This window comes from Rhodococcus sp. 05-2255-1e, from assembly GCF_002259025.1.
Classification (GTDB): Bacteria; Actinomycetota; Actinomycetes; order Mycobacteriales; family Mycobacteriaceae; genus Rhodococcoides; species Rhodococcoides fascians.
The window spans coordinates 478,916-503,800 of the sequence record NZ_NOZE01000023.1 but is presented as its reverse complement, the minus strand read 5'-3'; the positions used below and the strand labels follow the sequence as shown (position 1 = coordinate 503,800).

Here is a 24,885-nt window from a genome sequence, read left to right as displayed (position 1 = left end):
TGGCGAGAGCCCGTCTGTCATTTCTCGTTTGGAGGAACCATGCCGACCGATGTACGCCCCGCCGACATTCGATCCGCGATCGCGAAGTCGATGTCTCGCGCGAAATCGGAGCTGGCAGAACTGGTCCGGTTCCGATCTGTGCACGATCCTCGGCAGTTCCCGGTGGAGGAATGCGTCGGTGCAGCGCAGTGGGTGCAGCGGGCGTTCGTCGACGCCGGAATTCCCGACGTGCAGTTGATCGAGACCAGCGACGGCTCACTGGCTGTCGTCGGTTCGCGGCCGGCACCGGCGGGAGCACCGACCGTTCTGTTGTATTCGCACTACGACGTCCAGCCTCCCGGCGACAGAAGCTATTGGGACAGTGAGCCTTTCGAGCTGACCGAGCGTGACGGTCGGTGGTACGGCCGAGGCGCGGCCGACTGCAAGGGCAACGTCTTGATGCATCTGCTGGCGCTGCGCGCGGTGGGGGAGTCGCTCGACGTCGGCGTGCGCATCGTCTGCGAGGGTTCTGAAGAGATGGGCACGGGCGGGCTCGAAGCACTCGTCGACGAGCGGCCCGAGTTGTTCGCTGCCGATGTCGTGGTGATCGGGGACACCGGCAACACTGCAGTGGGTCTGCCGACGGTCACCACCACCCTGCGTGGGATAGCCAACGTCGTCGTACACGTGGAAACGCTTGCCGGAGAGGTGCATTCCGGAATGTACGGGGGACCGGCACCCGATGCGCTCGGCGCGCTGATCCAGGTGCTGGCCACACTGCGTAACGAGCACGGTGACACCACGGTCGACGGTCTCGATGGCGCGCAGACCTGGGATGGGGTGCCGTACGACGCCGAGCAGTTCAGATCCGACGCCGGGGTGCTCGACGGAGTCGCACTGGCGGGTTCGGGCACCGTGGCCGACGCGGTATGGGCGCGCCCGGCTCTGACCGTTCTCGGAATCGACTGCCCACCCGTCGTGGGCTCGGCCGCTGCCATCTCCCCTCGAGCCTCGGCACGGCTGAATTTGCGAGTTCCGCCAGGGATGGATCCGCAGCAGGCGCAGGACGCGTTGGTGGCGCATCTGGAGGCACGTACGCCGTGGAATGCGCGTGTCACCGTCGAGCGTGAGGCGATCGGTTCGCCGTTCCTGGCCAGAACAGACGGCCCGGGGTACGCGGCGTTGTCAGGTGCCTTGGAAGAGGCATTCGGACGTCCCATGGGGACGGCGGGGCAGGGCGGGTCCATTCCGTTGTGCAACGCGTTGGCGGAGGCGTTGCCGGACGCCGAGATCATGCTGATGGGCGTCGAAGAGCCCCGATGCCGGATCCACGCCCCGAACGAGAGCGTGGACCCGACGGAAATCGAGAAGATGGCCGTCGCCGAAGCATTGTTCCTGCAGCGGCTGGCCGGTTCAGACAGATAGGTCGCGGCGCAGTTTGGCGACGTGGCCGGTGGCGCGCACGTTGTACTGCGCCACCTCGATCTTGCCGGCCTCGTCTACGAGGAACGTGGAGCGGATGACGCCCTCGTAGACCTTGCCGTAGTTCTTCTTCTCCCCGAACGCACCCCAGGCCTGCAACGTCGTCTTCTCCTCGTCGGAGAGCAGGGGGAATGTCAGCTCCTCCTTGTCGCGGAACTTGGCGAGCTTGGCCGGCTTGTCGGGGGAGATGCCGATGACCTCGAGGCCTTCGCCGTTGAGCTCGGCGAGGCTGTCGCGGAAGTCGCAGGCCTGCTTGGTGCAGCCAGGGGTGCTCGCGGCGGGGTAGAAGTACACGATCACCTTCTTGCCGGCGTAATCGGCGAGGGAGACGTCGTTGCCGTCGGCATCGGGCAGGGTGAACGCCGGAGCGGTGTCGCCCGGCTCGAGCTTGCTGTATTCGGTCACCGCACGAGAGTATCGAAATACCGCCGTGCTCTAGGCTCGAGTACGACCAAGACTATTTGCAGACAAGTTGGAGGACACGTGGCCAAGGACACCGACCGAATCGAGCGCGAGATCGAGGCCGCTCGCAATCAGCTGGCCAGCACGCTGGACGAGCTGAGCGTCCGTGCCAGCCCCAAGAACATCGTCGCCAACACCAAGCAGACGGTGGTGGCCAAGCTCAACGAGCCGGCCGTGAAGTTCACTCTGCTCGGAGTCGGCGCAGTGGTAGCAGTTCTCGTGGTTCGCAGGATCTTCAACTGACGCAACAGGTGCCTTGACCAGCCGATTTCACATCTGGCCGCATCTGCTGTTAATGTTTCTCCCGCACCGCAGAGAACACGCGGTGCGGATCGGCGCCATTAGCTCAGTTGGTTAGAGCAGCTGACTCTTAATCAGCGGGTCCGGGGTTCGAATCCCTGATGGCGCACAACGAGTGCCCCTGAACAGCGTAATCGCTGGTCAGGGGCACTTTTTGTTGTCCGGGTACGTGTAGGCGACCGCAAGCTTGGCAAGAATGGACAACTCTGTGACCTGCGGGTTCGCAAGCGCCGGAGGGCGTTTCGGAGACTTGACTCTTAATCGCAAATACCGGGAGTCAGGTTCCGGCTGCTATGCCGCTGACCTGCGAGTTGTGTGCCGGATTCGCACCGCCGGGTAGCTGATGGACGTCTGTGGATGCTCCAGTCATCACTTACTCATCTTTTTGAGCCCCCACAATCGCGTGCGGCCAGTGTCCGTGGGCATTCTGCGGCAGTCGATCGAGCCGGTTCAGATCGAGTCCCCCGCTGCAGGTTCCTCAGGTGGCAGGTCTCCTACCGGGGACCTGCCAGCCTCTGCGACGTGGGATGGGCGGAGGTTGACCCGTGCGGCTGTCTTTCGTCCGACGGCCTGACCAAGGCCATTCAGCCGCGGTAGCCCGGTTAAGCTTCTGTTCCCGCACCTGCTGGTGCGGGGACTTTTGCGTGTCTGACCACAGTCAGGTCGCTGCAAGCGCGTCCATCTCGTCGGCTATTTTTGCCAACGCCTCATCTTCGAGGTCTGGAAAGTCTCCGCCGCGCGGTCTTCGGCCGAAGTGCCGTCTCGCTCGCTCGTAAATCACGTCAAGCTCGGCAGTCTTAGATGGGTCGTCTGCAATCGCCTTCGCAATCGCGCGGCGCACCTGCCTCAGCCAGATCACCGACATGACACCGAACTTGGCTTGCCGGTAGAGGATTTGAGCATTCTTCTCCGGAATTACAGCGAAGCGCATCCAACGGTGCTTCCATTTCAGACGCCGAATCTCCCGTGACATGCTCCGCAGTTTGACTTCAGCCTGTAGACGCCCGATATTGGCGGCTTCGACGGTCGTCAGGAAGGTCTCGTCGCCGCTCTCATCTGCTATGCGGTCCCGAGCAAACTGCGCAAAGTCCATAACGTCTCCGACGCCCGGAACGAGCTGCCGTCGGAAGAACTTGGTCGGCGGATAGTCGAGTCCGGTTGGACCGTTCAACACTATGAACAGCCTGTTTATCAGCAAGTCGGCCTTTGCGGTGTTTCTCATTGAGAAGTTGGCTACGTAGGCCGCTCCGAGTTCGCCAGCAATCAGCAGCCAAACAACAGTCCTACTCACGTCGTGGGCGAGCAGCGTCTGAGCAACAATGCCACACATGATCGCTACGGCGAGAGCGATCATGGGAGCCCGTCTGCGGAGTGTCCGCGGATATTCGATCAAGAACGCCAGACGCCGCACGGCCACCTGAGCGCTGCGCCGAAGTTGCTCCTCGCCTACCATGCCGGGCTCGAGTTTGTCCAGGAGTTCGAGAGTGGTCTTTGCTCGGGATTCGAGCCGAGACCGCTCAGAGTAGACCTTGACCGCCGTAGGGATCCCGACAACGGCGGCAGCAGCGACGATAACGAGCTGAACGACTTGGACCAGCGGCAGGTCAGACAGGATTGGCACTCAAACAGACTAAGTGTTTTGTCCGACACCGTGGCTTAGGGTGTCGCACCCGTGGGTCGAGTGGACACAACAAGCGGTGCCCTGGACCGACTTTCCCCGACGCAGTTCGATGTTGCCGTCAGAGTTGAGTAGAACTGGTCGCGCGTCAACTGGCGCTCATGATCGTGGTCGCTGTCACGAATGGCCCTGTTGCGCTGCCTGTTCTACCACCAGCGCGCCGGGGCACCGCATCAGCAGGGTCCGGGTCGAGATCTCCGTCAAGGACGTCGACTTTGAGACGGGCGAACTCGTGCTGCCGATTTCTCTGCAGGCTATTCTTGTTCGTGCAGCCTTTACATCTACGGAATCACCAAACGAGGATGCCGCTGAGCAGTCGAGCCATGCGAGCGACACGCAGTCGTCCAGGGGCCTTTAGATCGCGAAGTGGCTAGGTCCGCATCTGGACACCGTCATAATTATGCATCCCCGGCGATGCGACCAGTCTCATCAACCAATCTTGGTACCTACGAAACGGGGTTTTTCATTGCCTGCTAGCCGGCAATCTCTTGTGTCTGAACGCCCGGATCTTGCGTCACAGTGGCACCCAACGAAGAACGGTGCACTTGGTTCGGGCGACGTCAGTATTGGTTCATCGCGCAAAGTGTGGTGGCTTGGTAGCTGTGAACATGAGTGGGCGGCGACAGTAAGCAACCGCGTGGGTAAAGGTTCGGGGTGTCCTTACTGCTCGCGCAAGGCGGTTCTTTCGGGCTTCAATGACCTTGCGTCCCGCCACCCAGACCTCGCCGAACAGTGGCATCCGAACAAGAATGGTGACCTCAAGCCGGAGGCAGTGGTTGACGGGACGCCTCGTAGGGTGTGGTGGTTAGGTTCTTGCGGACACGAGTGGTATGCGGCGGTCCGAGAGCGGGTCAGAGGTACCGGCTGTCCATACTGTGTCGGAAACAGGACACTTAGTGGTTTTAATGACTTGGTGTCGCAGCGCCCCGACCTCTCCGCTCAATGGCATCCGATGAAGAATGGAGCTCTCAGGCCCGCGGATGTGACCGTCGGAACAAATAAACGGGTGTGGTGGCTGGGATTGTGCGGCCACGAGTGGCGCTCGTCGATCGCGGCTCGAAGCGGCCGTATTACGGCCAAGATTCTGAATAATGCAGTCGCCCCGTCGCGAGGCTCGGGTTGCCCCTTTTGTTCCGGCAGGCGGCCGGTGGCTGGAGTGAACGACCTCGCAACGACGCACGCGGGCTTAGCGGCCGACTGGCATACGAGCATGAACGGCGAACTTGCTGCAAGGGATGTCTCGGCTGGATCCAAGCGGAGGGTCTGGTGGCGGGACGAGCTAGGGCACGAGTGGGTCTCGACTGTGAAAGATCGTGTTCAGGGTCACGGCTGCCCGTTTTGTTCAGGTCGGAGGGTGATCGTCGGAACAACCGACCTCGCCACTCGGTGCCCTGCGATTGCTGAGCAATGGCACCCTGAGCGCAACGGCGATCTGACTGCATCGGATGTGACATTCGGATCGGCGAGGCAGGTGTGGTGGCTTGGTCCGTGCGGTCACGAGTGGCGAACACGCGTCACTTACCGCACTGTGTCCGGCGGTACTGGGTGCCCGCTTTGCTTTCCTCATTGGTCGCGAGCCGAGAAGGAGGTTGTCGCCTACTTTCGTACTGCACATCCCGATTTGGCAGTTGTCGAGAATGGACGAGACCAGTTGGGAGGACGGTTGGAGTTGGATATCTATCTCCCGGAACTTCGAGTCGGGATAGAGTTTAACGGTCTTTACTGGCACGACGAAGCCGAGCCAGCAGTGAAGAGAAGACACGAAGCGAAAGCTAGTCGGGCTGCTGATGCCGGAATTGCCTTGGTGATTGTTTGGGAGGACGATTGGAAAGATCGACGTGAGGACGTGGAGTATGCACTGACGGCAATCGTTTTAGGTGAACCTATACCTCTCTGGATGGGGTACGCAAGGTAGTGCGGAAGCACCAGAGCTCCCCAGGTTTGTAGTTCTCACAGCACTCGGGGGTTTCGAATCCCATCGTCTGATGCGAGGGTTAGAATTGTAGCCAGCTAATTAACGATGTAGTGGTGCGCGGCCAGACTGCCCGGGGGTGCGCCCGTACGAAAATCGGAGTATCATTTCCGACTCAGAATATTAGTAGATAAGCTACATGCCGTCCGATTTCCTCAGTTTTGCTGGAAGTCTGATTTATCGAGAAGGGGGAAATTGAGCGCAACGGAAGAACTCCTCGAAGGTATCGAATCTGAATTCAATGCTAGCAGCGAATTGAAAGACAGTTCGAACCTTGCTGGAAGCGATTTACTGCAGGCAGCAAAACGCAAAACGGAACATGCTCGTTCGCTTATCGAGGGGTCAGTCTCGGTGGGAACCGCGTTCCAAGTAGCCAGGTTGTTGGGTGAATGCTATGGCGTTGCCATGCAGTATGGAAATAAACGTAACGAATTAGAAGTTCGCAGTGTACTCGCTCATGCTATTGCTCGCATGCTGGCCCCAAGTCGAGACGAATGTCGACGTGACGCCAGCCGTCGGTTTTTCGAAATCGCTGAGGAGAGTAGCAGAATTCGGGACCGCACAGCCGCCGCAATTGATCTGACCAATGGAGCGCTATGTCTTATTGAGCTGCACAATCCCACGGCCGACGAAGTGGCGGAGTCTGTTAAGGCATGTCAAAAATCACTTGGAATGAGGGAAAGAAACAGCGTCGACTTCGCCTATGCCCAATTGAATGTCGCTTTAGTCAAACGCAAAGCTCTGCCATATACAAATGAGCCTGATTGGCCAGGAGCATACAAGCAAATTTTGAAGGACTTGGACCGGGCTTACAGAGTGTTCAAGAAGTTCCCGTTTGAATCTGCTGAATACAAGTCAAAATATTTCCACAATGTACTTGAGACGCTTGAATATTGGTTTCGTTATGAATTAGCGGTGTCACGCAACGCGCTCGATGCGGCTGCAAGCAGTGCGGTAGAATATAGAGCATCCCAGGCGGGACTCAAACCTATAGATTACATTGTCGCATTGAGGGCAAATCCAGCTGTACTTGGTTTTCCGGTAACGCCAGATTGGGTTCCGACTAATCTGGCGATTACCTTAAAAGCTCTGCCGCGCATTGGGCAAATTCGCGAAAGAATCGCAAAAGCGGAAAAATATACCGAAGATAGCTCAAGGCGTAATACATCGCTCATGCTCAAGCTGTTTCGCCTCAAGTCCATGTTATCCGAAGTGGACGGCCGCCCGGTATTCCCTTGGTCTGCAATGGACCGCCTCTGGGAAAAGCTGGACTGGGAACACTATTTTATTTATGCATCAGATATTCTCCAGTGGGACTTAGCTGACGACCCCAGTGCTTCTTTCGAATACCCTCAAATGCTGACGAGGATTTCACAATGTGTTGTTAAGTTCAGGAAGGAATGGAGCCAGGCGGATGTGGCGGGTTTTCTATCAAGGAATCCCATTACCTTCAGGTTTGCTGCGTGCGAACTTGCGCGACTCCGGCATTGGGAAGCTGCGTTTGGGCTACTCGAGTATTCGCGGGGCATTAATTCATCGCGTTCTTGGAATGAAGATCCAAGTCTGTATGAAAAAATCGAGGACTCAATTTCGTGGGTGCATGTGACTCACAGCCCGCATGCTTCCTACGTGATCGTGAGAACGGAGGGTTCCTACAAGGGGGCTGAATTTAAAGAACTTTCAGGCACTAAGCTGGTTCCGAACTTCACAAACTTCATGAGTGGTGGAATGCTCCGGGCTGGAGATATCGGTAGAGCTAGGTCTGCCGTCATTGCAGAATCGATTGAGAAGCTGTGCACTCCGCTCGCGGATTGGATCGCCGAAGAGACCGGTGGCTCGTTGGTATTGATGTCGGGCGGTTACTATCAGGGATTCCCTTTATGGGCCTGTGGCGGTCTTGGCAAAAAGCTAATTTCCGGAGAAAAGCAGGTGACTCTCGCACCTTCACGCACTGTTGCAATGCGAAATAGCCTTTCAGGTGTACCGCCGGGAGTAGAACCTGGCATGTTCCTGGCTGAGGCGAGTGCTGTCCCGGGGTGTGCTGAATTGAACTGGTCTAGATACGAAAAGGGTGTGGTCGAGAAGAGTATAGGCGCTAAAATACCCACCATTGCGGAGGATGCTACGATCGGAAATGTTCTTGAAGGTATTGGAAAATATCGGCTTTTTCACTTTACCGGGCACTCAATCGCACGGGAAGATCCGCTTGATTCCGCACTGATAACTTACTCGGGCGAAGTCAAGGTTCGATCGATTTTAGATATTCAATGTTCTGCGGACCTTGCTTTTTTTGGGTCTTGTGAATCTGGTCTGGCAATGAACTTCTCGATGCAGGATGAGATGCTCAGTATTCAGACGGCATCTTATTATTCCGGGGCGCGCATGGCGCTTGGCTCTGTCTGGCCGATTGCGGACTTGTCTGGATTCGTTTTCTCCAAATTGTTCTATGAGAATTTGGGAACAGTAGTTAATCGCAACGATGGCGTAATTTCAGATTTTGACATTGTGTCATCATATTCACAGAGCATCGCCTGGATGAGCAGGGCAACCGTATCCGATGTCATAGCACTTACTGATGGACTTGGGTCGCACACTGCGGTAGTAGACCCTTCAGTCAGAGCGTTTAGGTTTTACGACTGGGCAGCGTTTGGGCTTGTTGGCTTCGATGGTGCTCACCTGAGGCTGGATCGGTGATTGCCGCTAGCCGCGATTGAATCTAACTTGTAGTTGTGGGTTGTTCGGCGATAGCGCCGACTGATCAGTTTCTTCTGTTGTCCGTGCGGCTGTCGCTACCCTTCTCGGTAGCGTACTTAGCTTGAATGCCGAAGGTGCTATCTGGCGACCGGTCGACTTACGTCGACGACCGTCGCACCTGTGGACCCGACTTGGCTCTGTATTGGGGCGGGCCCAGTTTTCCTCAACATAGGACAAACCTGGTCCATTCATGCACCGAGGAACGTCAGCGTCGGCCCGTATCTGCCATATTTTGTGCGCGAGGCAGAACCAATCAATACTTTTACTGCTTCTTTCACCGTTTGAACCGAGTCCACGAGGTGGAGGCATTCCAATGCCAGCCCATGTGAGAGTCGGATGCCAGCCACAGATCGGTGAAGCCTGAGGGCAGGTTAGGCGGCCTCGACGGGGGTTCATCGTGCTGGAACGAAGTAGTGCGCGGACTTGTCGCCGTCCTGGTCGATCCACAGGAACACATGACGTTCGGAGAACACGGTTGACGAGAGTTTGGCACGAATACCTCGTTGGTCGGGCTCGTCTGCGCTGAGCCAACGCTCGATCAGGGTGAGCGCCTCACTCGGGTCGGTGGGCGATATCGAGCCGACAACGAGACCGACCGACACGACGTGTGCTGCTCCCGGTGGGGTGAATGCCGACGAGACCTGCCTGACGCCGAGTGCACTCAGTCTGTGCGACAGGGCGATCGGGTCGTAACGGTCAGGCTGCCATCGAGTGACACGGTCGATCCCTTTCACTTGCATCTCGACAATCATCGGCTTCAGAATTCGCCATAATCGCTTCATGTGGGTAGGCGGCTCGTTGAGAGCGAACCACGAACTCGTCAGAGCTGCATCCTCAAACAATGTGAAAGCATGCTTTCTGAACGCGGCGCCGCCGGACCTCAGACCAGCCTCAGCGACACGACCGATTTCGAGGACACCGATCTGGACACCGGCCCTGTCGTGTAAAAGGTAGTCGACATCGATGGCTCGGTGCCATCGTCATATAGCGACAGCCGACGATCGGAATTTGCTTCGACTATCGAGCGCGCTGCACGTTCCTCCGGGCGCTCTGAAGCGCGCAAAATCATCGGGGTACCCGTAAAAGCTGGGCGATGTCGGTGACCGGGGCGATGCGGGTCGAACCGAGAACCAACCCACTCCTGCATATTGGCACGCGGTTTACGGTCGTGGCCGAAGTACAGCACGTACATCGGCTCGAACGGTTGCGGAAGGGCTCGATGCAAGCCTCTCTGCCAATCCGAGCGTCGCTTCGTTGACCGGCGTCTCGCGAAGAGCGACCGATACCATCCGCGCCACGAGTGTGCCTGCATCAGCGTCCAGGATGTCGGTCAGTAACGCATCCGCGGGCGCATCGTTCTGCCCTGACACCATCCAGCGAGCCAGGCTATTGGCGACTACTGCCCGCACCCATGGATCTGTGTCGTGAGCCATGACTGTGAGTGAATGTATTGCTGTGGCGGGGTTTCTTTGGGCGACGGCGAGCGCGGCCGAAGCACGTTTGTCCGGGTCACCTGCCAGCAGTGCCCATAATTCTTTGTCCGTCAATGAGTCTGGGGCCAGCGCTCCGAGCGCGGCGGCGGCGTCGCTGCGAATGTCCGTGCCGCCGAAGAATGAGTGCTCCGGCCGGGCTTCTGCCATGAGAGTTCGAAGGATCGGGATGAGGGTCTGTGCGGTCTCTTGGGGGATGTTGGCTGCGTGCCGGCGGAGAGCCTGTAGGGGGTCCTTGAGGTGCTGCGTGAATACCGTGAAGTGTTGTAGTAACTCAATTACTCGGGCCCATCGTGCGTGGTCGGGGTGCCATGCATTGAGCAGGATCAGTGTGGCTGCGGTGCTGGTGGTGGCTATCGTGCTGTGGCCCTTCGTGAGGTCTTCGATCTGTTGTGCGATTTGTGTTTCGAGGGCAGCGGTTAGGCATTCGACTGTGGGGGAGGGGAGGTCCCGAACATCGCCGTATGCGTGGAGCGCACTGAGATCACCGGCGGCGATCTTGGCGATCAGTTCGGTGCGTGTGCCGGTATCGTGCGCCGCCAATATTTCTGTTGCCGCTTCGGTGAACTCGAAGTTGTCAGTTGTACTGGCTGCGCGGCTTGCAAGGGCGTCGAGCTGTTGGGTCGTCCAGGCGTCTTCTGGTATGGATCGCAAGATTTTGGCAAACTCGTGTGCCATTGCTTGATCGTCCATTTCGGGTGCAGCGGTGACCTTTGATATGACGTCGTCGATCGCGCGGGGCGAGGCGGCAGGCGCGACGGCGGCGATCAGATTGTGTATACGAAGTATGGAGTGGAAGCTGTTGATGATTGATCCGGTCTTGGAGCCTGGATCGGGGAGCGTGTCGAGTGCCCAGTCGATGCAGCGGTCTGCGGTGTTTTCGCTGAGTACATCGGCGGAATGGATCATCAATTCGAGATTGGCGTCGAGGGTGGTGCGGGTCGAGCGGGCAAGGTCAATGGATTCGGCGGTGTCCTTGACCGCTGAGGTTGGTCCGACGTCGAGCAGGTGGGGGACGGCCTGCTTAATTGCATCGACATCGCCAGACGTCCGTAGTGCGGACAGTGCGGCGCCTGCGTCACCAGGGTCAGAACTGACCGTGGCTGTGCGCTTGGCAAGTTGTGCGTACGAGTACCGCCAGGTGTTGTGGTCGGCCGAGAAGCCTGCGATCAGGGATGCGGCACGGAGATGGTTCCACGCGCCATCGCTGGCTTGTCGGGATTTTCCTCGTCGAGATGCCCACCGCGCGAACGATTCGTCGGCGGTGTGTTGCAGGCCGGATGCGACTTCCTGTGTGCGCCACCATGAGGCATGTGTATCTCGGCTCGTGATCGTTTCGGCCAGGTCCTGGCTGTTCCAATCGCTCACATCGAAGATGAGGTTTGTAGCGGCGCTGGCTATCGCCAGGGCGGTTGGGTCGTGTGGGTGCGTCTGGCGGAGTGCCTGAACTTCGGTCGCCTCGGCTCGCGCGTCGTCGAGCCGACCGGTTTCCGCAAGGATTCGTGCGCGGTGCACGGTCAGCCAGGCGTGGTCTACCGGCGTGGCCTCGTCACGTGATATATCGGCTTCGAGCACCTTGAGCGCCTCTACGGCTTGGTCTTGCTCGACCAGCAGAGCTGCCGTGGCCGCGGTCGCGGCGGCTCGATCAGCGGGGTTGGGGGCAGTGGCGATCAAGTTTTCGAGGTCGTCGATGCTGTCAGTCGCGCCGGACACGAGAATGTCATGTAGTGCTGCGTAGAACCGCCATTGCCAGTCAGGAGAGTCCTTGCATTCGTCTAGGATTGGCGCTGCGGTCTTGCGACGTCGGTCAGGTTCGAGATCCTCGCGGCGCATCTTCACGAGCAGTGCTATGGCTTCTACTGCGTTCATTGCTGTGATGTGGAGGTTCGGATGGGGCGCAACAAGCCGCGGCGTCAGCAGTGCGTAACGCAAGCGCTCGTGCTTGAGGATGTGCTCAGCTCCGGTCCACGCACTGCCATCCCATCGCGGCAGAGACCGCCCAGCGGACACTATCTCCACTAGCGCCTCTGCATGGGCCGGCGCGACACTGGCGGTAGCCGGCACCAAGATCTTGTAGCCCTTACCCGTCGACACGATCCTGTCGGGTGTGACGTGCACCCAGTTCGATTGTCCGGTATCGAGATGGTGAAGAACGATGATGTGCGGAACCTGGTGATTGAGCCAATAGTCGATGTGATCGCCGTCGGACTCGCGGTACCACCAGCCCTCAACTTGACCAGCTGAATCGCGCACGGCCGAATCGAACTGAGAATCTCCACTTTTGACCTGAACTCCGAGCAACGATCCCAAATCGAACCGGCGAGCATCGCGGGCGGCGACCCACAGATCAGTCCCAAGGTCGTGTTCAGTTGGATTGGGTGCAACGCCCCACCCCAGCTCGACGAACTGCTTCGCCACTTCCAGCTCGCCGGCAGATCCAACCAAACCTGTCTCGCTAGCCCGCATCGCTCACCCTTGTTCACTGGTCACGTACAGGTCGGTCCTGTCGCGGCACAGCCTGCCAGAGCCATCCGACAGTAAATCTAACGAGCACCCTCGGTGTCCGCCCGGGGTCGGCAAGACGCACCTGTCAGTTGGATTGGCGCGAGACGCCGCTCGTGTCCCGAGACCACACGTCATCGGGAAGAGCTTCGATGCGTGCTTGCTTTTGGTCGTTGACTGCCTTGTTCATCTCGTAGCTCAGCTCAGCTCGTCGAAGAGCTGGTGCCTCAAGACGGCTCCGGTCGTGACGAAGGTGTGTATAGCTGGCGAGCCAGAGGAGTCGATCTACGCGGCAATGTTTCGGGCGGTACCGCTGTCGGTGTTTTCTTTAGCTGCGGTAGTTCGCTCTAGGTGGTAATCGATAGAATTGTCTTCGCTCCTTCAATCAGGTCGCTGTGGTCGCCGTTCCATTCATGAGGATTTCGTTTATCTTTGCGAAGACTTTTTACTTATGAGTGGAGGACTAGAGCAACTCTCGCCGTCGAAGGGCCGTGCACGCAAGACCGGCTACGCCCGAGATCTGTTCGGGTGGCTTGGTCCGATGACGTCTCCGTCGACGTTGGCGACAACGGATGCGACACGAGAAGCGACGCCATGCAGCGAGATCTGACCGACATCGTCGCCACGGACCGATCCAGTGGATGCGTCGTCTGCACGTGAGTGCTGGCCGACCCCTATGCCGGCATCTCCATCATTCTCACCCGCGGTGAGAGCACCTCGTCGGCCGTGCAGGTCGACACCGTAGTATCTGTCGCTTCGTAGATGGAGATTGGAAAAGAAGGTGCCAACGATATCGTCGGTTGCCGACGAGGGCGAGCGCGTCGAAGATGATTTGCGCGGCGAGTCTGGCATCCGCCTTGACGAGCATCGCCGTTGGCCTGTTGGATTGCCGAGCGAGGGGGACAGCCCGGGCGCAACGGCTGTATGACTGTGCTGGAACATCGGACCTATAAGTCGCAGAATCCGGGTGGGGGATCGCACATGGCTGAACTCACAGAACACGATGAGCGCTACATTCGCGATTACGTAAACAGCCAGTCCCCTGAGGGTGATCAAGCTGGTCTCGTCCAGAAGATTGGTTCGCGGCGGATGGTGGGCCGTATCCATGACCTCTACGACGTGCACTGCGAGTCGACCCGTTGGTGGGTGATTACGGAGCCAACGAACCTGTACCTGCAAACGGATTTTCCTGAAGTGGAACAGGCCTTGATCTTCCACCTCGGGTTGGGCGTATTCATGGCGGAGAGGAGCCGCGCCGACATCGACGAGGAAGAGCATGTCTCCGGTTCTTGGCGCCGATTCCGTCAAGCCCTGAACACGATGAATGAGGCGTCCGAGTCGGAAGATTTTCAATCCGTCGGTATCAAGTGCAGGGACGCACTCATCGCGCTTGCGAAAACGCACCTTGACGCACCCTGGGTCGGTGATGTGCACGAGCCTCCGAAAGCCGCCGACTTCAAAGGATGGGCCAACATTTTTGCGGAACGACTCGCAGAGGGTCGGCTGCGCAGCTACCTTAAGTCTCTCGTTGACAAGACCTGGGATCTGACTGTCTGGCTGCAGCACAATGGGAACGCGACACCGATTGACGCCGATCTCGTTTTGGATGCCACGTCGCATCTGATTGGCACTTTTAGCAGGCTCATTCGCAGGCTTGAGGTGGGCGATCCGCAGCGCTGCCCGAAGTGCGAGTCTTACCGACTCGACGAGGACATCCAGCATGACGAAATCAATGAAGGATTCTCAGAATCAACGATCTGCGCAGCCTGTGGCTGGCGATCCGAGCCCACATTCACCTCCTGGGCCGAACACTTTAAGGGCAAGGACGTAGCAGGTTACTTGGCGGGGTCTGGGCTTGGAGTATCGGACCGGCTGCACAAACCAATTCAAGGCTCAGGGAGCTGAGCCAGGCACCGGGCTGGCGCTAACGGGGTTCGCTTTCACTCCTCCGGGTGGTGCGCTGGGTCCGCGGGCGGCCCAGCGGGCTTTTCTCAGATCGGCATGTGTTCGGGTGGCGTGTGGAAACAGAAGCACTGCGGATCGCGTGTCGGTCCAGTGGTTGTCACGGTGGGCACGAGCGCCGAGCAGTGCGCGGTTGTACATGTTGCGTAGCCAACCTTGCGGTAAGCGAAGCCGTGGAGGAGTGCCGCGTTGACGCGGGTGTTCCATTCGTGCAGCGCGAGCGCCCGGATCCGGCTGCCGCCAACTAGTCCCAGATAAATACGGAACGTTCGGGACTCAGCCACTGCTCGACACAGGTGCAGAGTGCTTGTGTTGTCATGGTTGGAAGTCCTACAGATGGCTATCATCATGGTGCACAGATCGGTGCTATGTCGTTGGATGTGACCCAGTTCAAGAAGTTCGAAAAACTCGGTATTCAGCTCGAGCAGCTGACCCGGGTTCTTTGCTTTCGGCAGTATGCTGCATCGCGAATATGCAAAGCTTTGGTCCGCCCGGACCGGCGCGCAACTACCGGAGGCCGGTGTTTCAGAGCCGTTCGAACTCATCACTTTGAATCGTGGTGGAGTCGAATGTCCATGGCGGTCCGCTTGGTCGATGGGGGACCATACGGGACTCAGATGGACCGGGAGCAGGTCGCCAGTGGTCATCGTTTACTCATCACTTTGGGGCGAATACGGATGGATTCACGCGGACGCCAATGGTCACTCGATTCGCCGAACACCCAGCTCAATGGGCTGATGATGGACGCGAGTGTATCCACTTGAATTGTCATCTCTTGTACAGCGGGTCCGGAGTTCGAATCCCTGATGGCGCACAGCGAAATGCCCGTTCACCAAAAGTTGGTGAACGGGCATTTTTGTTCGGTAGCCCGCGTCGTCAACCCACTCGACCGTCTCCGCCGCTGAGTGCTCGGATCCAGTCGAGCGGCAGGGAGAAACCGTCAGCAACTCGGCCGGCCACCACACCCCTTCGAGCCGCTCTGCCCTCGGCATCTCGCAACAGCCGGCTGTACTCGGCTGAGCCTTCCGCTATTCCAGGGAGTCGCCGACCTGAAACTGTCCGCTGCGCAACAGCTCTTGCGTCAGATCGATTCCAGTGTGGTTGACGATCATTGCTATGTAGACCTCCAGCGTGTGAAACAGGCCGTCGGGCATCGGACCCTCGCCGTCGGGGTCACCGCCAGCTTCACGCATGCGATCTCGCCAAGGGCTGTCAGGTTCATCGAAACCCGGCCCGTCCTTCAGGAGCGCATCGAACATTGCTGTTCGAGCACCGTCGACCCACTGGGCGACATTGCTGTGGCCGACCTGAGTGGCGAACGTGAGGGCCTCGCCACCGATCGACAGCGGTGCCATCAGTTCATCGGCCAACCCTGCCACCGACCTGCAAAGCTGTGCTCATGGCGTTCACCATCAGGCTCACGACTTCGATCGCGGCGAACCCCGCTGACGTGTTCGATCTGGAGTCGGATGCAATCGTTCCTGCAGAGTCTCAGGGAGCGTACGGAGAGAGCGTGCGAGTCGATTCGAAGCGGAGTGCTCTTCGTTTGGGCGATGAAATCCATATTCGTTCCAGGCATCTCGGTGTGTGGTTCACCTTGAGCAGCCGCATCACCGAAGACGAGCCCGCAAGATATTTCGTGGACCAGCAGGTCACCGGACCCTTTGCCTCGATGCGCCACGAGCATTTCTTTCTCGCACGCCGGGGTCACACGCAGATGGTCGACATCATGTCGGTCGAATTCCGTGGCGGACGACTCGGCGCTGCGGTCCTGGATATTCCAGGCAAGCTGTATCTCCGGCGCGTCCTGTGCGTTCGGAATGCGTACATCAAGAAGCGTGCCGAAGCGGTGCGAGAAACTCGCGACCCATAGCGGTCTGCAATCCGACACCGACACAACGGTTCTCGACCCTGTTTCCGCCCCGTTCGGCTGCATTCGGTTCGAAAGATGCTGATCGGTATTTTTTGATGCAGACTGACAACCCGGACATAGTTCACGCGAACCAGGAGGATTGCCATGCGATCGACCAGTCGGATTCTGATCGGAGCGCTACTTTGTGCGCCAGCACTAGCGGCGTTTCCAGCGACGGCATCAGCGGCGCAATCGACAGACGTGACGTATGCGTTCGAGGTCGACGGATCGACGGTGACCAACACGATCACCAACAACTCCGGTAGCGACCTGGCCTGCGGCACATCGTTGGCTCCCGCACCGGGCGGAGTGCTGCCGCCGGTGTGGGAGGTCGTCGGCAACGGACAGTCGCTGTATTCGACCGACGACGGGGGCCAGATCGGAATCAGCACCCAACACGTCACCGATATACCGGCCGGCACCTATGTCGCGCTCGCATCGTGCGGTACCGAAGGCGTCGATCCGACAACAGCGTGGGTCTCCGACTATCCCGGGCTGTCCGACGTCCTCGCGACCCTGCCGTGGAACTCTTATACGGTGCAGCAGGCTTCTCCGATCGTGACGATCGAAGACTGAGCGCCTGCACTGGATTCGAGCCTCGGAAGCCGCAACCACCGAGGTGTCGCTGCCCCGTTCTTGTGGACGGTCAGCGGCCCTTGGATCGGAGGAAGTCCGCCACCGTGGTGACGGCGGCGGGGTTGCGTGGTCCTTCGACGAGCGCTGCGTAGGGGAGGGCAATGATGTTGTTCTCACGTACGGCGGTGGTGCCGGACATCAGTGGCTGTGCACGGAGTTGCGCGATCTTGGCGTCCACCGAATTCGACGGTCCGGCACCGTAATCGACGATGACGATGAACTCGGGGTTCCGTTGGGCTGCGGCTTCCCAGGACGCGGTGGTCCAGGAATCGTCGAGGTCGTCGAAGATGTTGCTGCCACCGGCTTCTCGGATGATCTGCGACGGAGCTGCGGTGCGGCCGGAGGTGAAGGGCTCGGGATCGGCGCTGTCGAACAGGAACACCCGCGCCGGGTCTCGGCCGTCCGGAGCCCCGGCGTTCGCGGCACCGATCTGGTTCTCGTAGTCGGTGACGAGTCGGTCGGCCCGGTCACGAACTCCGAAGAGGTCGCCGAGGTTTCGTAGGTCGGTGTAGAGCGCGTCGAGGGGTTCCATGACTCCGCGTGCAGTACTGCCGGGTTGCCGGCATGCTTCGGTGAGTTGGTAGGGAACTGCGCCTATGCTGCGGATCCAATCGGGAGTCACGCCGGTCGACTCCTTGTAGCCGTAATTCCAGCCGGCGAAGACGAAGTCCGGGTTCGCCGACTGAATCACCTCACGGGTGAAGGCGTCGGCCAGTTCCGGCGCCGTATCGAAGTTGCTCTTCCACGGCGAGGAGTCGATGTCTCGCTCCTTGCCCGGGTAGCTGGTGTATCCGACGAGGCGGTCGGCGAGGCCGAGGGCGAACATCATCTCGGTGATGCCGGTGTCGTTGGTCAGTACCCGCTGTGGGGTACCGGTCACGGTCAGCGGCTCGCCGCAGTTGGTGACCGTCACCTGATCGCCACCCTGCTCGGTGGCTGTGTCGACCTGGGCTCCGCACGAACTGACCAGTGCTGCAACGGCGGTCGCGGCAATGGCGATCGTGCGGGGCCGGCAAAAGAGGTGGGTCATCGAGTGTCCTTGTCGTCGAAGAGAACCTGGGGAACTCCCAGGCGTGGGTGGGTGACGATGTGTCCGCCGATCCCGAACCAGGTCGAGAGCACCTTCTCGGTCACGACTTCGTCGGGTGAACCCGCACAGACGATGCGGCCGGCGTGAAGTACGACCAAGCGGTCGCAGAATTGGGCGGCGATGTTCAGATCGTGAAGCGCGGCGATCACGGTGATCTGCAGGCTCGCAGCGGCGCTCAGCACTGCGTATTGGTGTCGTATATCGAGGTGATTGGTGGGTTCGTCGAGCACGAGCACGTTCGGTTGCTGGGCGAAAGCCCGTGCGATCAGAACACGTTGGCGTTCGCCTCCGGACAATGACAGGAACGATCGGTCCAACAGATGTTCCACGTCGGCGACGGTCGAGGCACGAGCGCACGCGTCGTCGTCGCGGGTGCGGTTGCGTCCGAACGTGGAGTTGTGTGGAAGACGTCCGGTGGCGACGACCTCGCGTGCGGTGAAGTCGAAGTGCATCGAGGAGTCCTGGGTGAGTGCTGCGACCTGACGTGCGTTCTCTCGCATGGTGATTGCGGTGATGTCGCGGCCACCTACCTCGATGCGTCCGGTCGAGGGCTCGGTCGCTCGATACAGACACCGCAGCAGTGTCGACTTGCCGCTCCCGTTCGCGCCGACGATGCCGACGATGCTGCCGGCGTCCAGGCTCATGGTGATGTCGTCGATGATGCGGGTGCCGCCGATATCGACTGCGACGTCGTCGTAGTCGACGCGCATCAACGGTCACCGATCATCGCGCCGCGGCGACGCATCAGCAGCACGAACGCCGGAACTCCGACTGCCGCGGTGATCGCCCCCAAAGGCAGCTCTTGCGGCGGTAGAACCGTTCGGGACACCAGATCTGCGGTGACGAGGAAAGCCGCACCCAGGACCGGGGTGATCACGACAAGCCTGCTGTGGTCGGCCCCGACCAGTAAGCGTGCCACGTGAGGGACGACCAGACCCACGAATCCCACGGCGCCACAGATCGACACGTAGCACCCCGTCATCGCCGCTGATGTCACGAAGAGAGACAACCGTAGACGTGCCGCGTTCAAGCCCAGTGCCGCGCTGACTTCGTCTCCCATCGACAGCGCGTTGAGTCTGCGGGCCGTCAGAGCGGTCGCGGCGACTCCGGCCACGGTGACTGCGGCGGCCAGCGGGACGCTGGCCCAGGTGGCACCGGCGAGGCTGCCGAGCAACCAGAACATCACACTCCGAGCGCCGTCGCCCTGAGGTGCCAGGAAGATCAGCACGGTGGTCATTGCAGAGAATCCGTAACCCAACGCGGTACCCGTCAGGACCAGGCGCAGTGGCACCAGCCCTACCGGGGAGCGTGCCATCAGATACACGAGGGCGGTAGCGGCGAGTGCGCCGAGGAACGCTGCACTCGAGAGCGCGTAGATGCCCAGGGCACCGAAGGTGCCGAACAGGACCACTGATGTTGCGCCTACCGATGCACCCGACGAGATTCCGAGTACGTAGGGATCTGCGAGTGCGTTGCGCACCATCGCCTGCACCACCAGTCCGACCACAGCCAGACCTGCTCCGATGACCGTCGCCAGCAACACCCGAGGCAGCCGAGAATCGATGACGATGCGGTAGTCCGGAACGTCACCGACGGCGATCGTGCCGCCGGACAGCTGGGCCCACAGATAGCCCATCGCGTCGGTTGCCGGGATGTGCGCGGCCCCGAACATCAGTGCCGAGAGTGCAGACACCGCCCAGATCGCGGCGGCGAGCACAGTGAGGGGCAGGACCGATCTGGACTGCATGCGCAACTTTCTCCGCTGATCCCTGACCTGGCGACCTGCGAAAAGCACGGCTTCCGAGGCGAATCCGCGCAGCGCGAACGACGACCTCGTCGACCGTGTCCCTCGGGATCGACAGGCGACCACGCCGGCGGCGCAGCCGCGGTGGCAGGTCTTCGGACTCGCGGACGCGCCGTCCGACCACGTGCTCGGACGATTCCTACTGGCGGTCGCTTCCCGGGACGAATCCCAGTGCTCGATGACCGCGGTCGTTTCCACTCACCGCTGCGGGGCAGTTCCGGATTTTCACCGGATTCCCTCTTACGATCCGATGACCAGCACGGCCATCGAAAACCAACGCCCACGCACGATAACAGCTCATGCGTGACGCGTTGCGTCGGTCGGCTTCGGTGCAAGTAATCGGATGTACTTCGCGGCGGATGAGGCGAAGCGTTGGGGAGAGTAGTAGTTTTCTGCCCACCGTCCACTGGAATAATTGAACCTTCATCGACGCTGATGGGTTCGTCCATCCCGAATCGAGAGGTACCCAATGCACCTGGGCGTAGACAGCTTCGTCTCTTCCGTGACCGATCCGACCGACGGCCGCGTCATCGCGCCGGAGGAGAGGATGGGGCACCTACTCGAGGAGATCGCCCTCGCGGATCAGGTCGGTCTTTATTCGTTCGGCATCGGTGAGCACCATCGCAGCGAGTACTACGATTCCGCTCCGTCGATCATTCTGGCCGCAGCAGCCGCGCGCACCGAGAACATCCGGCTCGGCAGCGCGGTCAAGGTACTCAGTGCCGACGATCCGGTGCGAGTGTTCCAGGAGTTCGCCACTCTCGACCTGATCTCGAAGGGCCGAATCGATTTGGTGGTCGGCCGAGGCTCGTTCACCGAGTCTTTCCCACTGTTCGGACTCGACTTGGCCGATTACGACTCCCTGTTCGCCGAGAAGTTGGATCTCCTGCTGCAGATTCGCGACAACGAGGAGATCACGTGGTCCGGCCGGCACCGGCCGGCGCTGAACCGTCAGGGGATCTATCCTCGTCCGCTGCAGGATCCGCTACCCATCTGGGTCGGTGTCGGCGGAACCCCCGAGTCGTTCGCTCGTGCAGGGCTTCTGGGCCTACCCCTGATGATCGCCATCATCGGTGGAGAACCGCGCCAGTTCGCGCCGCTCGTTGACCTGTATCGACGCGCGGGCGCGCAAGCGGGTCACCCGCCGGAGAAGCTGAAAGTCGGATTGCACGTGTTCGGATTCGTCGCCGACACCACCGAGGCGGCAGCCGACACCATCTACCCGGGCTGGAACGAGATGTTCACCAAGATCTCTCGCGAGCGCGGGTTCGCTCGTCCGAGCCGACAGCAGTTCGACGGCACGTCGGGACCCAACGGCGCGTTCTTCATGGGAGACCCGAAAACCGTCGCCGACAAGATCGTTCGAGTAAGCGAACAACTCGGCGGTGTGGATCGACTGTCGCTTCAGATGACCAATCCGCGTCTCGCCCACGGTGATCTGTTGCGCGGCATCGAGCTACTCGGTACCGAAGTCGCTCCGCTGGTAGCCGACGCGTAAGCGGCAGCGAGCGAGAATCAGGTCGCGGCCCATTCCATTTCGTCCACACCGGCGACCGGAGTGGACAGCGAACGTATCTCGCTCGCATACATCGTGCGCTTGATTTCGCCGAGCACAGGGCCGCGGGTTCCGATCAAATCCGTTGCCCGAGAGAGTGCGTCGTCACGCAGCCGATCCTCGGTGGACACTGCGTCCACCAAGCCGAGGGCGGCTGCGTCCACTCCGCCGTAGCGTCGGCCCGTGGTCAGTGCTTCGTGGAACGTGTGCGGGGCGAGCTTGGCTCGGACCATGTCGACTGTTCCCGGGCTGTAGGTGGCACCGATGTTGACGCCAGGAAAGCACAGGAAGCCGCGATCGGAGCGCATCACGCGGTAGTCGTGTGCCATGACGAAAAATGCGGCACCCCCGTAGGTGTGCCCCTGCATGGCCGCCACCGTCTGCATCGGGAGGGTCAAGAACCGCACCAGCAGTTCCTGCACCGTTCCGATGAACCGGTTGATCTGGTCCAGGTTCTCGGCACCCCAGGACAAGTCGACTCCGGTGGAGAAGTACTTGCCGGTGGCCGTCGTGACCAGTGCAGTCGGGCCACTGCTGGCTTCTACCTCGTCGAGCAGAGCGTTGACCTCGGCCACCCAATCCGGCCCCATCCGGTTCTCGGTGTCCTCCACGTCGCGAGTGCCGAGATTCAATACGAACACGTCCGCGACACGATCCAGGTATGGCATGTCCCGAAGGTACCCAGCTTTCGTTGTTCTATCCCACAGCGACAGAAGGCACGTGTGTTTGCCGGCAGGTACACCGGGTAGTTGTATCAGTACAAACGATCGAATGGAGGATCAGCATGCCCACCAACGATGACCAGCCCCAGCTCAAGGACCAGGATCTGTACGAGAAGCTCCGTGACGAAGGAAACTCGAAGGAGAAGTCGGCGCGCATCTCGAATGCCGCGGCCAACGAGGGCAGGAAGAACGTAGGCAAGAAGGGCGGCGAGTCCGGATCGTACGAGGACTGGACCGTCGACGAACTGACCGATCGAGCGAAGGAGATCGGCCTGGAGGGCTACTCCAAGCTGAACAAGAAAGAGCTGATCGAGGCGCTACGCAATCACTGACGTCATTCCGGCCGCAGAGACGAGTAGTACTCCTGCTGTGCGGGGTAGTAGTCGTCGAAGCTCGGCAGCGGTGCGGCGTCCCTGGATGCGATCAGCATGTCCAGGTAGTACTCCCAGCCCGGACCTATGTCGCCGATGCCGTCCGTGCTGTCGAGGCGGTGGGTCAACACGACGAGTGTGTCGCGGCCCTTCTCGGTGAGCCTGACCTCGAGCGGCCAGCCGCCCTCGTCCGACATACGGACGGCCAGTCGTTGGGGCGGCTCGCAGGCGTCGATCGCCATGTCGGCGACGGGTTCGCCGTCCTCGAAGATCATGGTGACGCGGATGCTGTCGTCCGTCACCCGTTCCCAGGGCCCGAACCACAACGCGGTCCGAGAGGATTCGGTGAGGCTGGCCCACACATCCTCTCGTGACGCGGCGACGGTTCTGCTCAGCTCGAGGGCGTAGCCGGTCTCGGTCTCGCGCAGAGTGCCCGTGGGTATCGGTGCCATCGGGTCATTATGCGTCGTACGACGATCCACCGTCGAGCACAATCGTCCTGTCAATCGGTGAAATCGATCCGCACAGATATCGGGTCGGTCTGGAGGGCGCGAAAACCTGCGCCGATGAGCCGCCCGAACAGTGGGTTCGCGGAAAAGGAACGCGCTCGCGCACTGACGTCGTCCTCGGGCACGAACGTAGCTGTGCCCGCTCGCCACCGATCGCCGACGCGAATCCTGATACGCGGCTCGTCGCCGATGTTGGCTCCCCAACCGGACCTGGTTCCGTGCTGGGAGATCACCCACGCTCCCGCCCGGTCGAACGAAGCAGAGACCGGTACCTGTCGGCGCAGACCGGATCGACGGCCCACTGTCTCGATATCGGTGACCAGCGATGTTCTGACTCCGACGGACGCCAGCCCGTTCACGAGCGGGTTGGCGACGTGCTTTCCGATCCACCGCTCCCGGCGGAACTTCGCAGCTGCGGCGGACGCCGTCGTGGTGCCCCCGGCGCGCCGACTGCGAAACGCGTCCCAGCCGTTGCGCTGCACCATTGCTATCGCCGTTCGCCAGGCGGGGCGTCCCGAATCGGGTTGCCCTCCATCGCCGATGAGCTGCAGTTGGTCGGTGTGCCACTGCAAGTCCAGAGCGCCGTTGATCTGTTTGAAAGCACCAGCTTTCGACGGAACTCGCAACGCGACGAGCGGAGTCTCGACCCGATCCAGTGAGCCATCGACCAGTGAACGGGCCACTGCCGGGGCGAGAGCAGTCGGGCGACCGAGACCGACGACGTCGCACTCTCCCGATCGTACGGCCGCACTCATCACCGAGCGGGTGCGGAAACCACCGGTCACTGCAAGTGGAACGCTCCCGGCTGCGTCGCGCACCGTGTGGGCGTATTCCAGGAAGTAGGCTTCGCGATCGCGAGTGCTGGAGGTGCCCATCATCGCGGGTGATTCGTAACTGCCGCCACTGATTTCGATCAGATCGATCGCTTCCTCGACGAGATGCTCGACGGTGATGCGAGATTCCTCTTCGCTGAATCCGCCGCGCTGGAAGTCTGCAGAGTTCAGTTTGATTCCCACTGCAAAGCCGGGGGACACGGCCGCTCTGATGGCGCGCACGACGTGAAGAACGAATCGCATCCTGCCGTCGAGGTCTCCGCCCCACGCGTCCTCGCGTCGGTTCGACAGGGGTGAGAGAAACTGAGACACCAGGTATCCGTGGGCACCGTGGAGTTGCACTCCATCGAAGCCGGCCGCCTCCGCTACCGACGCGGCCAGGGCGAACCTGTCGATGATGTCTCGAATCTCGTTCTCGCTCAACGCACGCGGTGTCGGTAGTCCGGGAACGCCGGACGCGATGGCAGACGGGGCGACGGGCGTAGCACGGGTGACGATCGGATTGGCCTGCCTGCCTGGGTGATTGAGTTGTACCCAGATGGGGACGCCACCGTCGGAGGTCGATTTCGCCCAGCGCGCCAGCGCATCGTGGTCGCGGTCGTCTTCGATGACGACGTTGCCGGGTTCGCCCAGGTGAGATCGGTCGACCATCACGTTGCCGGTCACCACCAGTCCGTAGCCACCCGCGCCCCAACGGCGGTACAGCGTTTCGAGCCGGGTATCGGGTGCGTGCTCGGCAGTCCCCAAGCCCTCACTCAAGGCCGCTTTCATCACGCGGTTCGGAAGGGTCTGCCCGCAGGGGAGTGGGAGCGGGGTGCTCAGTTCGACGACGTCGGTCTCGGTGGGCATGGCGTGACTCCGGTTCAGCGATA

The 24,885-nt window shown here is 60.4% G+C and carries 20 protein-coding genes, 1 tRNA gene and 1 riboswitch; of the genes, 10 read left to right on the top strand and 11 right to left on the bottom strand.

The genetic code is table 11. The annotated features are described in order from the left end of the window. Positions 1-39 precede the first annotated feature (39 nt). On the top strand, positions 40-1,404 hold the full coding sequence (locus CH262_RS16985; protein ID WP_094717993.1) for a dipeptidase: 1,365 nt from the start codon (positions 40-42) through the stop codon (positions 1,402-1,404). On the opposite strand, the gene bcp is transcribed toward CH262_RS16985, so the two are convergent. After that, positions 1,393-1,866 (bottom strand): thioredoxin-dependent thiol peroxidase, encoded by a 474-nt coding sequence (gene bcp, locus CH262_RS16980; RefSeq protein WP_094717992.1) that lies wholly within the window; start codon positions 1,864-1,866, stop codon positions 1,393-1,395. The genes CH262_RS16985 and bcp overlap by 12 nt on opposite strands. Positions 1,867-1,944: 78 nt before the next feature. On the opposite strand from bcp, the gene CH262_RS16975 reads away from it, so the two are divergent. Together CH262_RS16975 and CH262_RS16970 are read left to right on the top strand one after the other, a co-directional pair. After that, positions 1,945-2,166, top strand: coding sequence for a DUF3618 domain-containing protein (locus CH262_RS16975; protein WP_027497653.1), 222 nt, complete (start codon positions 1,945-1,947; stop codon positions 2,164-2,166). A 92-nt stretch (positions 2,167-2,258) separates the two neighbouring features. After that, positions 2,259-2,332, top strand: a tRNA-Lys gene (locus CH262_RS16970). A 549-nt stretch (positions 2,333-2,881) separates the two neighbouring features. On the opposite strand, the gene CH262_RS16965 is transcribed toward CH262_RS16970, so the two are convergent. Continuing rightward, a complete protein-coding gene (locus tag CH262_RS16965) occupies positions 2,882-3,844 on the bottom strand; it encodes a hypothetical protein (protein ID WP_032384492.1) in 963 nt (320 codons plus the stop codon). Positions 3,845-4,301: 457 nt separating this feature from the next. Here CH262_RS16965 and CH262_RS28445 point away from each other — a divergent pair, with 457 nt between their 5' ends. Together CH262_RS28445 and CH262_RS16955 are read left to right on the top strand one after the other, a co-directional pair. Next, positions 4,302-5,816, top strand: a complete 1,515-nt coding sequence (locus CH262_RS28445) for a zinc-ribbon domain-containing protein (RefSeq protein WP_080731716.1) — start codon at positions 4,302-4,304, stop codon at positions 5,814-5,816. 252 nt (positions 5,817-6,068) lie between these two features. Beyond that, complete coding sequence (locus tag CH262_RS16955; protein WP_143547121.1) at positions 6,069-8,567, top strand: CHAT domain-containing protein; 2,499 nt, start codon at positions 6,069-6,071, stop codon at positions 8,565-8,567. 452 nt (positions 8,568-9,019) lie between these two features. Here the strand turns inward: CH262_RS16955 and CH262_RS16950 are convergent, their stop codons facing one another. Further along, the gene (locus CH262_RS16950; protein ID WP_143547120.1) at positions 9,020-9,379 is read right to left on the bottom strand and encodes a hypothetical protein; all 360 of its coding nucleotides are present in this window, start codon (positions 9,377-9,379) and stop codon (positions 9,020-9,022) included. Positions 9,380-9,787: 408 nt separating this feature from the next. After that, positions 9,788-12,583: a DUF4365 domain-containing protein gene (locus tag CH262_RS16945; protein ID WP_094717989.1), complete on the bottom strand. Its 2,796-nt coding sequence runs from the start codon at positions 12,581-12,583 to the stop codon at positions 9,788-9,790. 1,017 nt (positions 12,584-13,600) lie between these two features. On the opposite strand from CH262_RS16945, the gene CH262_RS16940 reads away from it, so the two are divergent. Further along, positions 13,601-14,524, top strand: a complete 924-nt coding sequence (locus CH262_RS16940; RefSeq protein WP_094717988.1) for a hypothetical protein — start codon at positions 13,601-13,603, stop codon at positions 14,522-14,524. A gap of 1,085 nt (positions 14,525-15,609) precedes the next feature. Here the strand turns inward: CH262_RS16940 and CH262_RS16930 are convergent. Next, positions 15,610-15,951 (bottom strand): DUF6461 domain-containing protein, encoded by a 342-nt coding sequence (locus tag CH262_RS16930; protein WP_143547119.1) that lies wholly within the window; start codon positions 15,949-15,951, stop codon positions 15,610-15,612. Between the two features lie 215 nt (positions 15,952-16,166). Between CH262_RS16930 and CH262_RS27340 the strand changes: the two genes are divergently transcribed. After that, positions 16,167-16,454, top strand: coding sequence for a hypothetical protein (locus tag CH262_RS27340; RefSeq protein WP_143547118.1), 288 nt, complete (start codon positions 16,167-16,169; stop codon positions 16,452-16,454). 273 nt (positions 16,455-16,727) lie between these two features. Beyond that, positions 16,728-17,069: a hypothetical protein gene (locus CH262_RS16920; RefSeq protein WP_306436784.1), complete on the top strand. Its 342-nt coding sequence runs from the start codon at positions 16,728-16,730 to the stop codon at positions 17,067-17,069. Positions 17,070-17,139: 70 nt separating this feature from the next. On the opposite strand, the gene CH262_RS16915 is transcribed toward CH262_RS16920, so the two are convergent. The 3 genes from CH262_RS16915 to CH262_RS16905 are packed head-to-tail and all read right to left on the bottom strand — an operon-like array spanning position 17,140 to position 19,966. Further along, positions 17,140-18,159: an ABC transporter substrate-binding protein gene (locus CH262_RS16915; RefSeq protein ID WP_094717984.1), complete on the bottom strand. Its 1,020-nt coding sequence runs from the start codon at positions 18,157-18,159 to the stop codon at positions 17,140-17,142. Beyond that, positions 18,156-18,929 (bottom strand): ABC transporter ATP-binding protein, encoded by a 774-nt coding sequence (locus CH262_RS16910; RefSeq protein ID WP_032368248.1) that lies wholly within the window; start codon positions 18,927-18,929, stop codon positions 18,156-18,158. Before CH262_RS16910 ends, CH262_RS16915 begins: the two co-directional genes overlap by 4 nt. After that, positions 18,929-19,966, bottom strand: coding sequence for a FecCD family ABC transporter permease (locus CH262_RS16905; protein WP_045841377.1), 1,038 nt, complete (start codon positions 19,964-19,966; stop codon positions 18,929-18,931). Before CH262_RS16905 ends, CH262_RS16910 begins: the two co-directional genes overlap by 1 nt. Positions 19,967-20,092: 126 nt before the next feature. After that, positions 20,093-20,316, bottom strand: a riboswitch (cobalamin riboswitch). A gap of 176 nt (positions 20,317-20,492) precedes the next feature. Between CH262_RS16905 and CH262_RS16900 the strand changes: the two genes are divergently transcribed. Further along, complete coding sequence (locus CH262_RS16900) at positions 20,493-21,521, top strand: LLM class flavin-dependent oxidoreductase (RefSeq protein ID WP_094717983.1); 1,029 nt, start codon at positions 20,493-20,495, stop codon at positions 21,519-21,521. Between the two features lie 17 nt (positions 21,522-21,538). Here the strand turns inward: CH262_RS16900 and CH262_RS16895 are convergent, their stop codons facing one another. After that, positions 21,539-22,246 carry an enoyl-CoA hydratase-related protein gene (locus CH262_RS16895; protein WP_094717982.1) on the bottom strand — a complete coding sequence of 236 codons (708 nt, stop codon included), beginning with the start codon at positions 22,244-22,246 and terminating at the stop codon, positions 21,539-21,541. Positions 22,247-22,362: 116 nt separating this feature from the next. Between CH262_RS16895 and CH262_RS16890 the strand changes: the two genes are divergently transcribed. Next, positions 22,363-22,632 (top strand): DUF7218 family protein, encoded by a 270-nt coding sequence (locus tag CH262_RS16890; protein ID WP_027497643.1) that lies wholly within the window; start codon positions 22,363-22,365, stop codon positions 22,630-22,632. Between the two features lie 2 nt (positions 22,633-22,634). Here the strand turns inward: CH262_RS16890 and CH262_RS16885 are convergent, their stop codons facing one another. Together CH262_RS16885 and CH262_RS16880 are read right to left on the bottom strand one after the other, a co-directional pair. Next, positions 22,635-23,123 carry an SRPBCC family protein gene (locus CH262_RS16885; RefSeq protein ID WP_094717981.1) on the bottom strand — a complete coding sequence of 163 codons (489 nt, stop codon included), beginning with the start codon at positions 23,121-23,123 and terminating at the stop codon, positions 22,635-22,637. Between the two features lie 50 nt (positions 23,124-23,173). After that, a complete protein-coding gene (locus tag CH262_RS16880) occupies positions 23,174-24,862 on the bottom strand; it encodes a nitroreductase family deazaflavin-dependent oxidoreductase (protein ID WP_094717980.1) in 1,689 nt (562 codons plus the stop codon). Positions 24,863-24,885 lie beyond the last annotated feature (23 nt).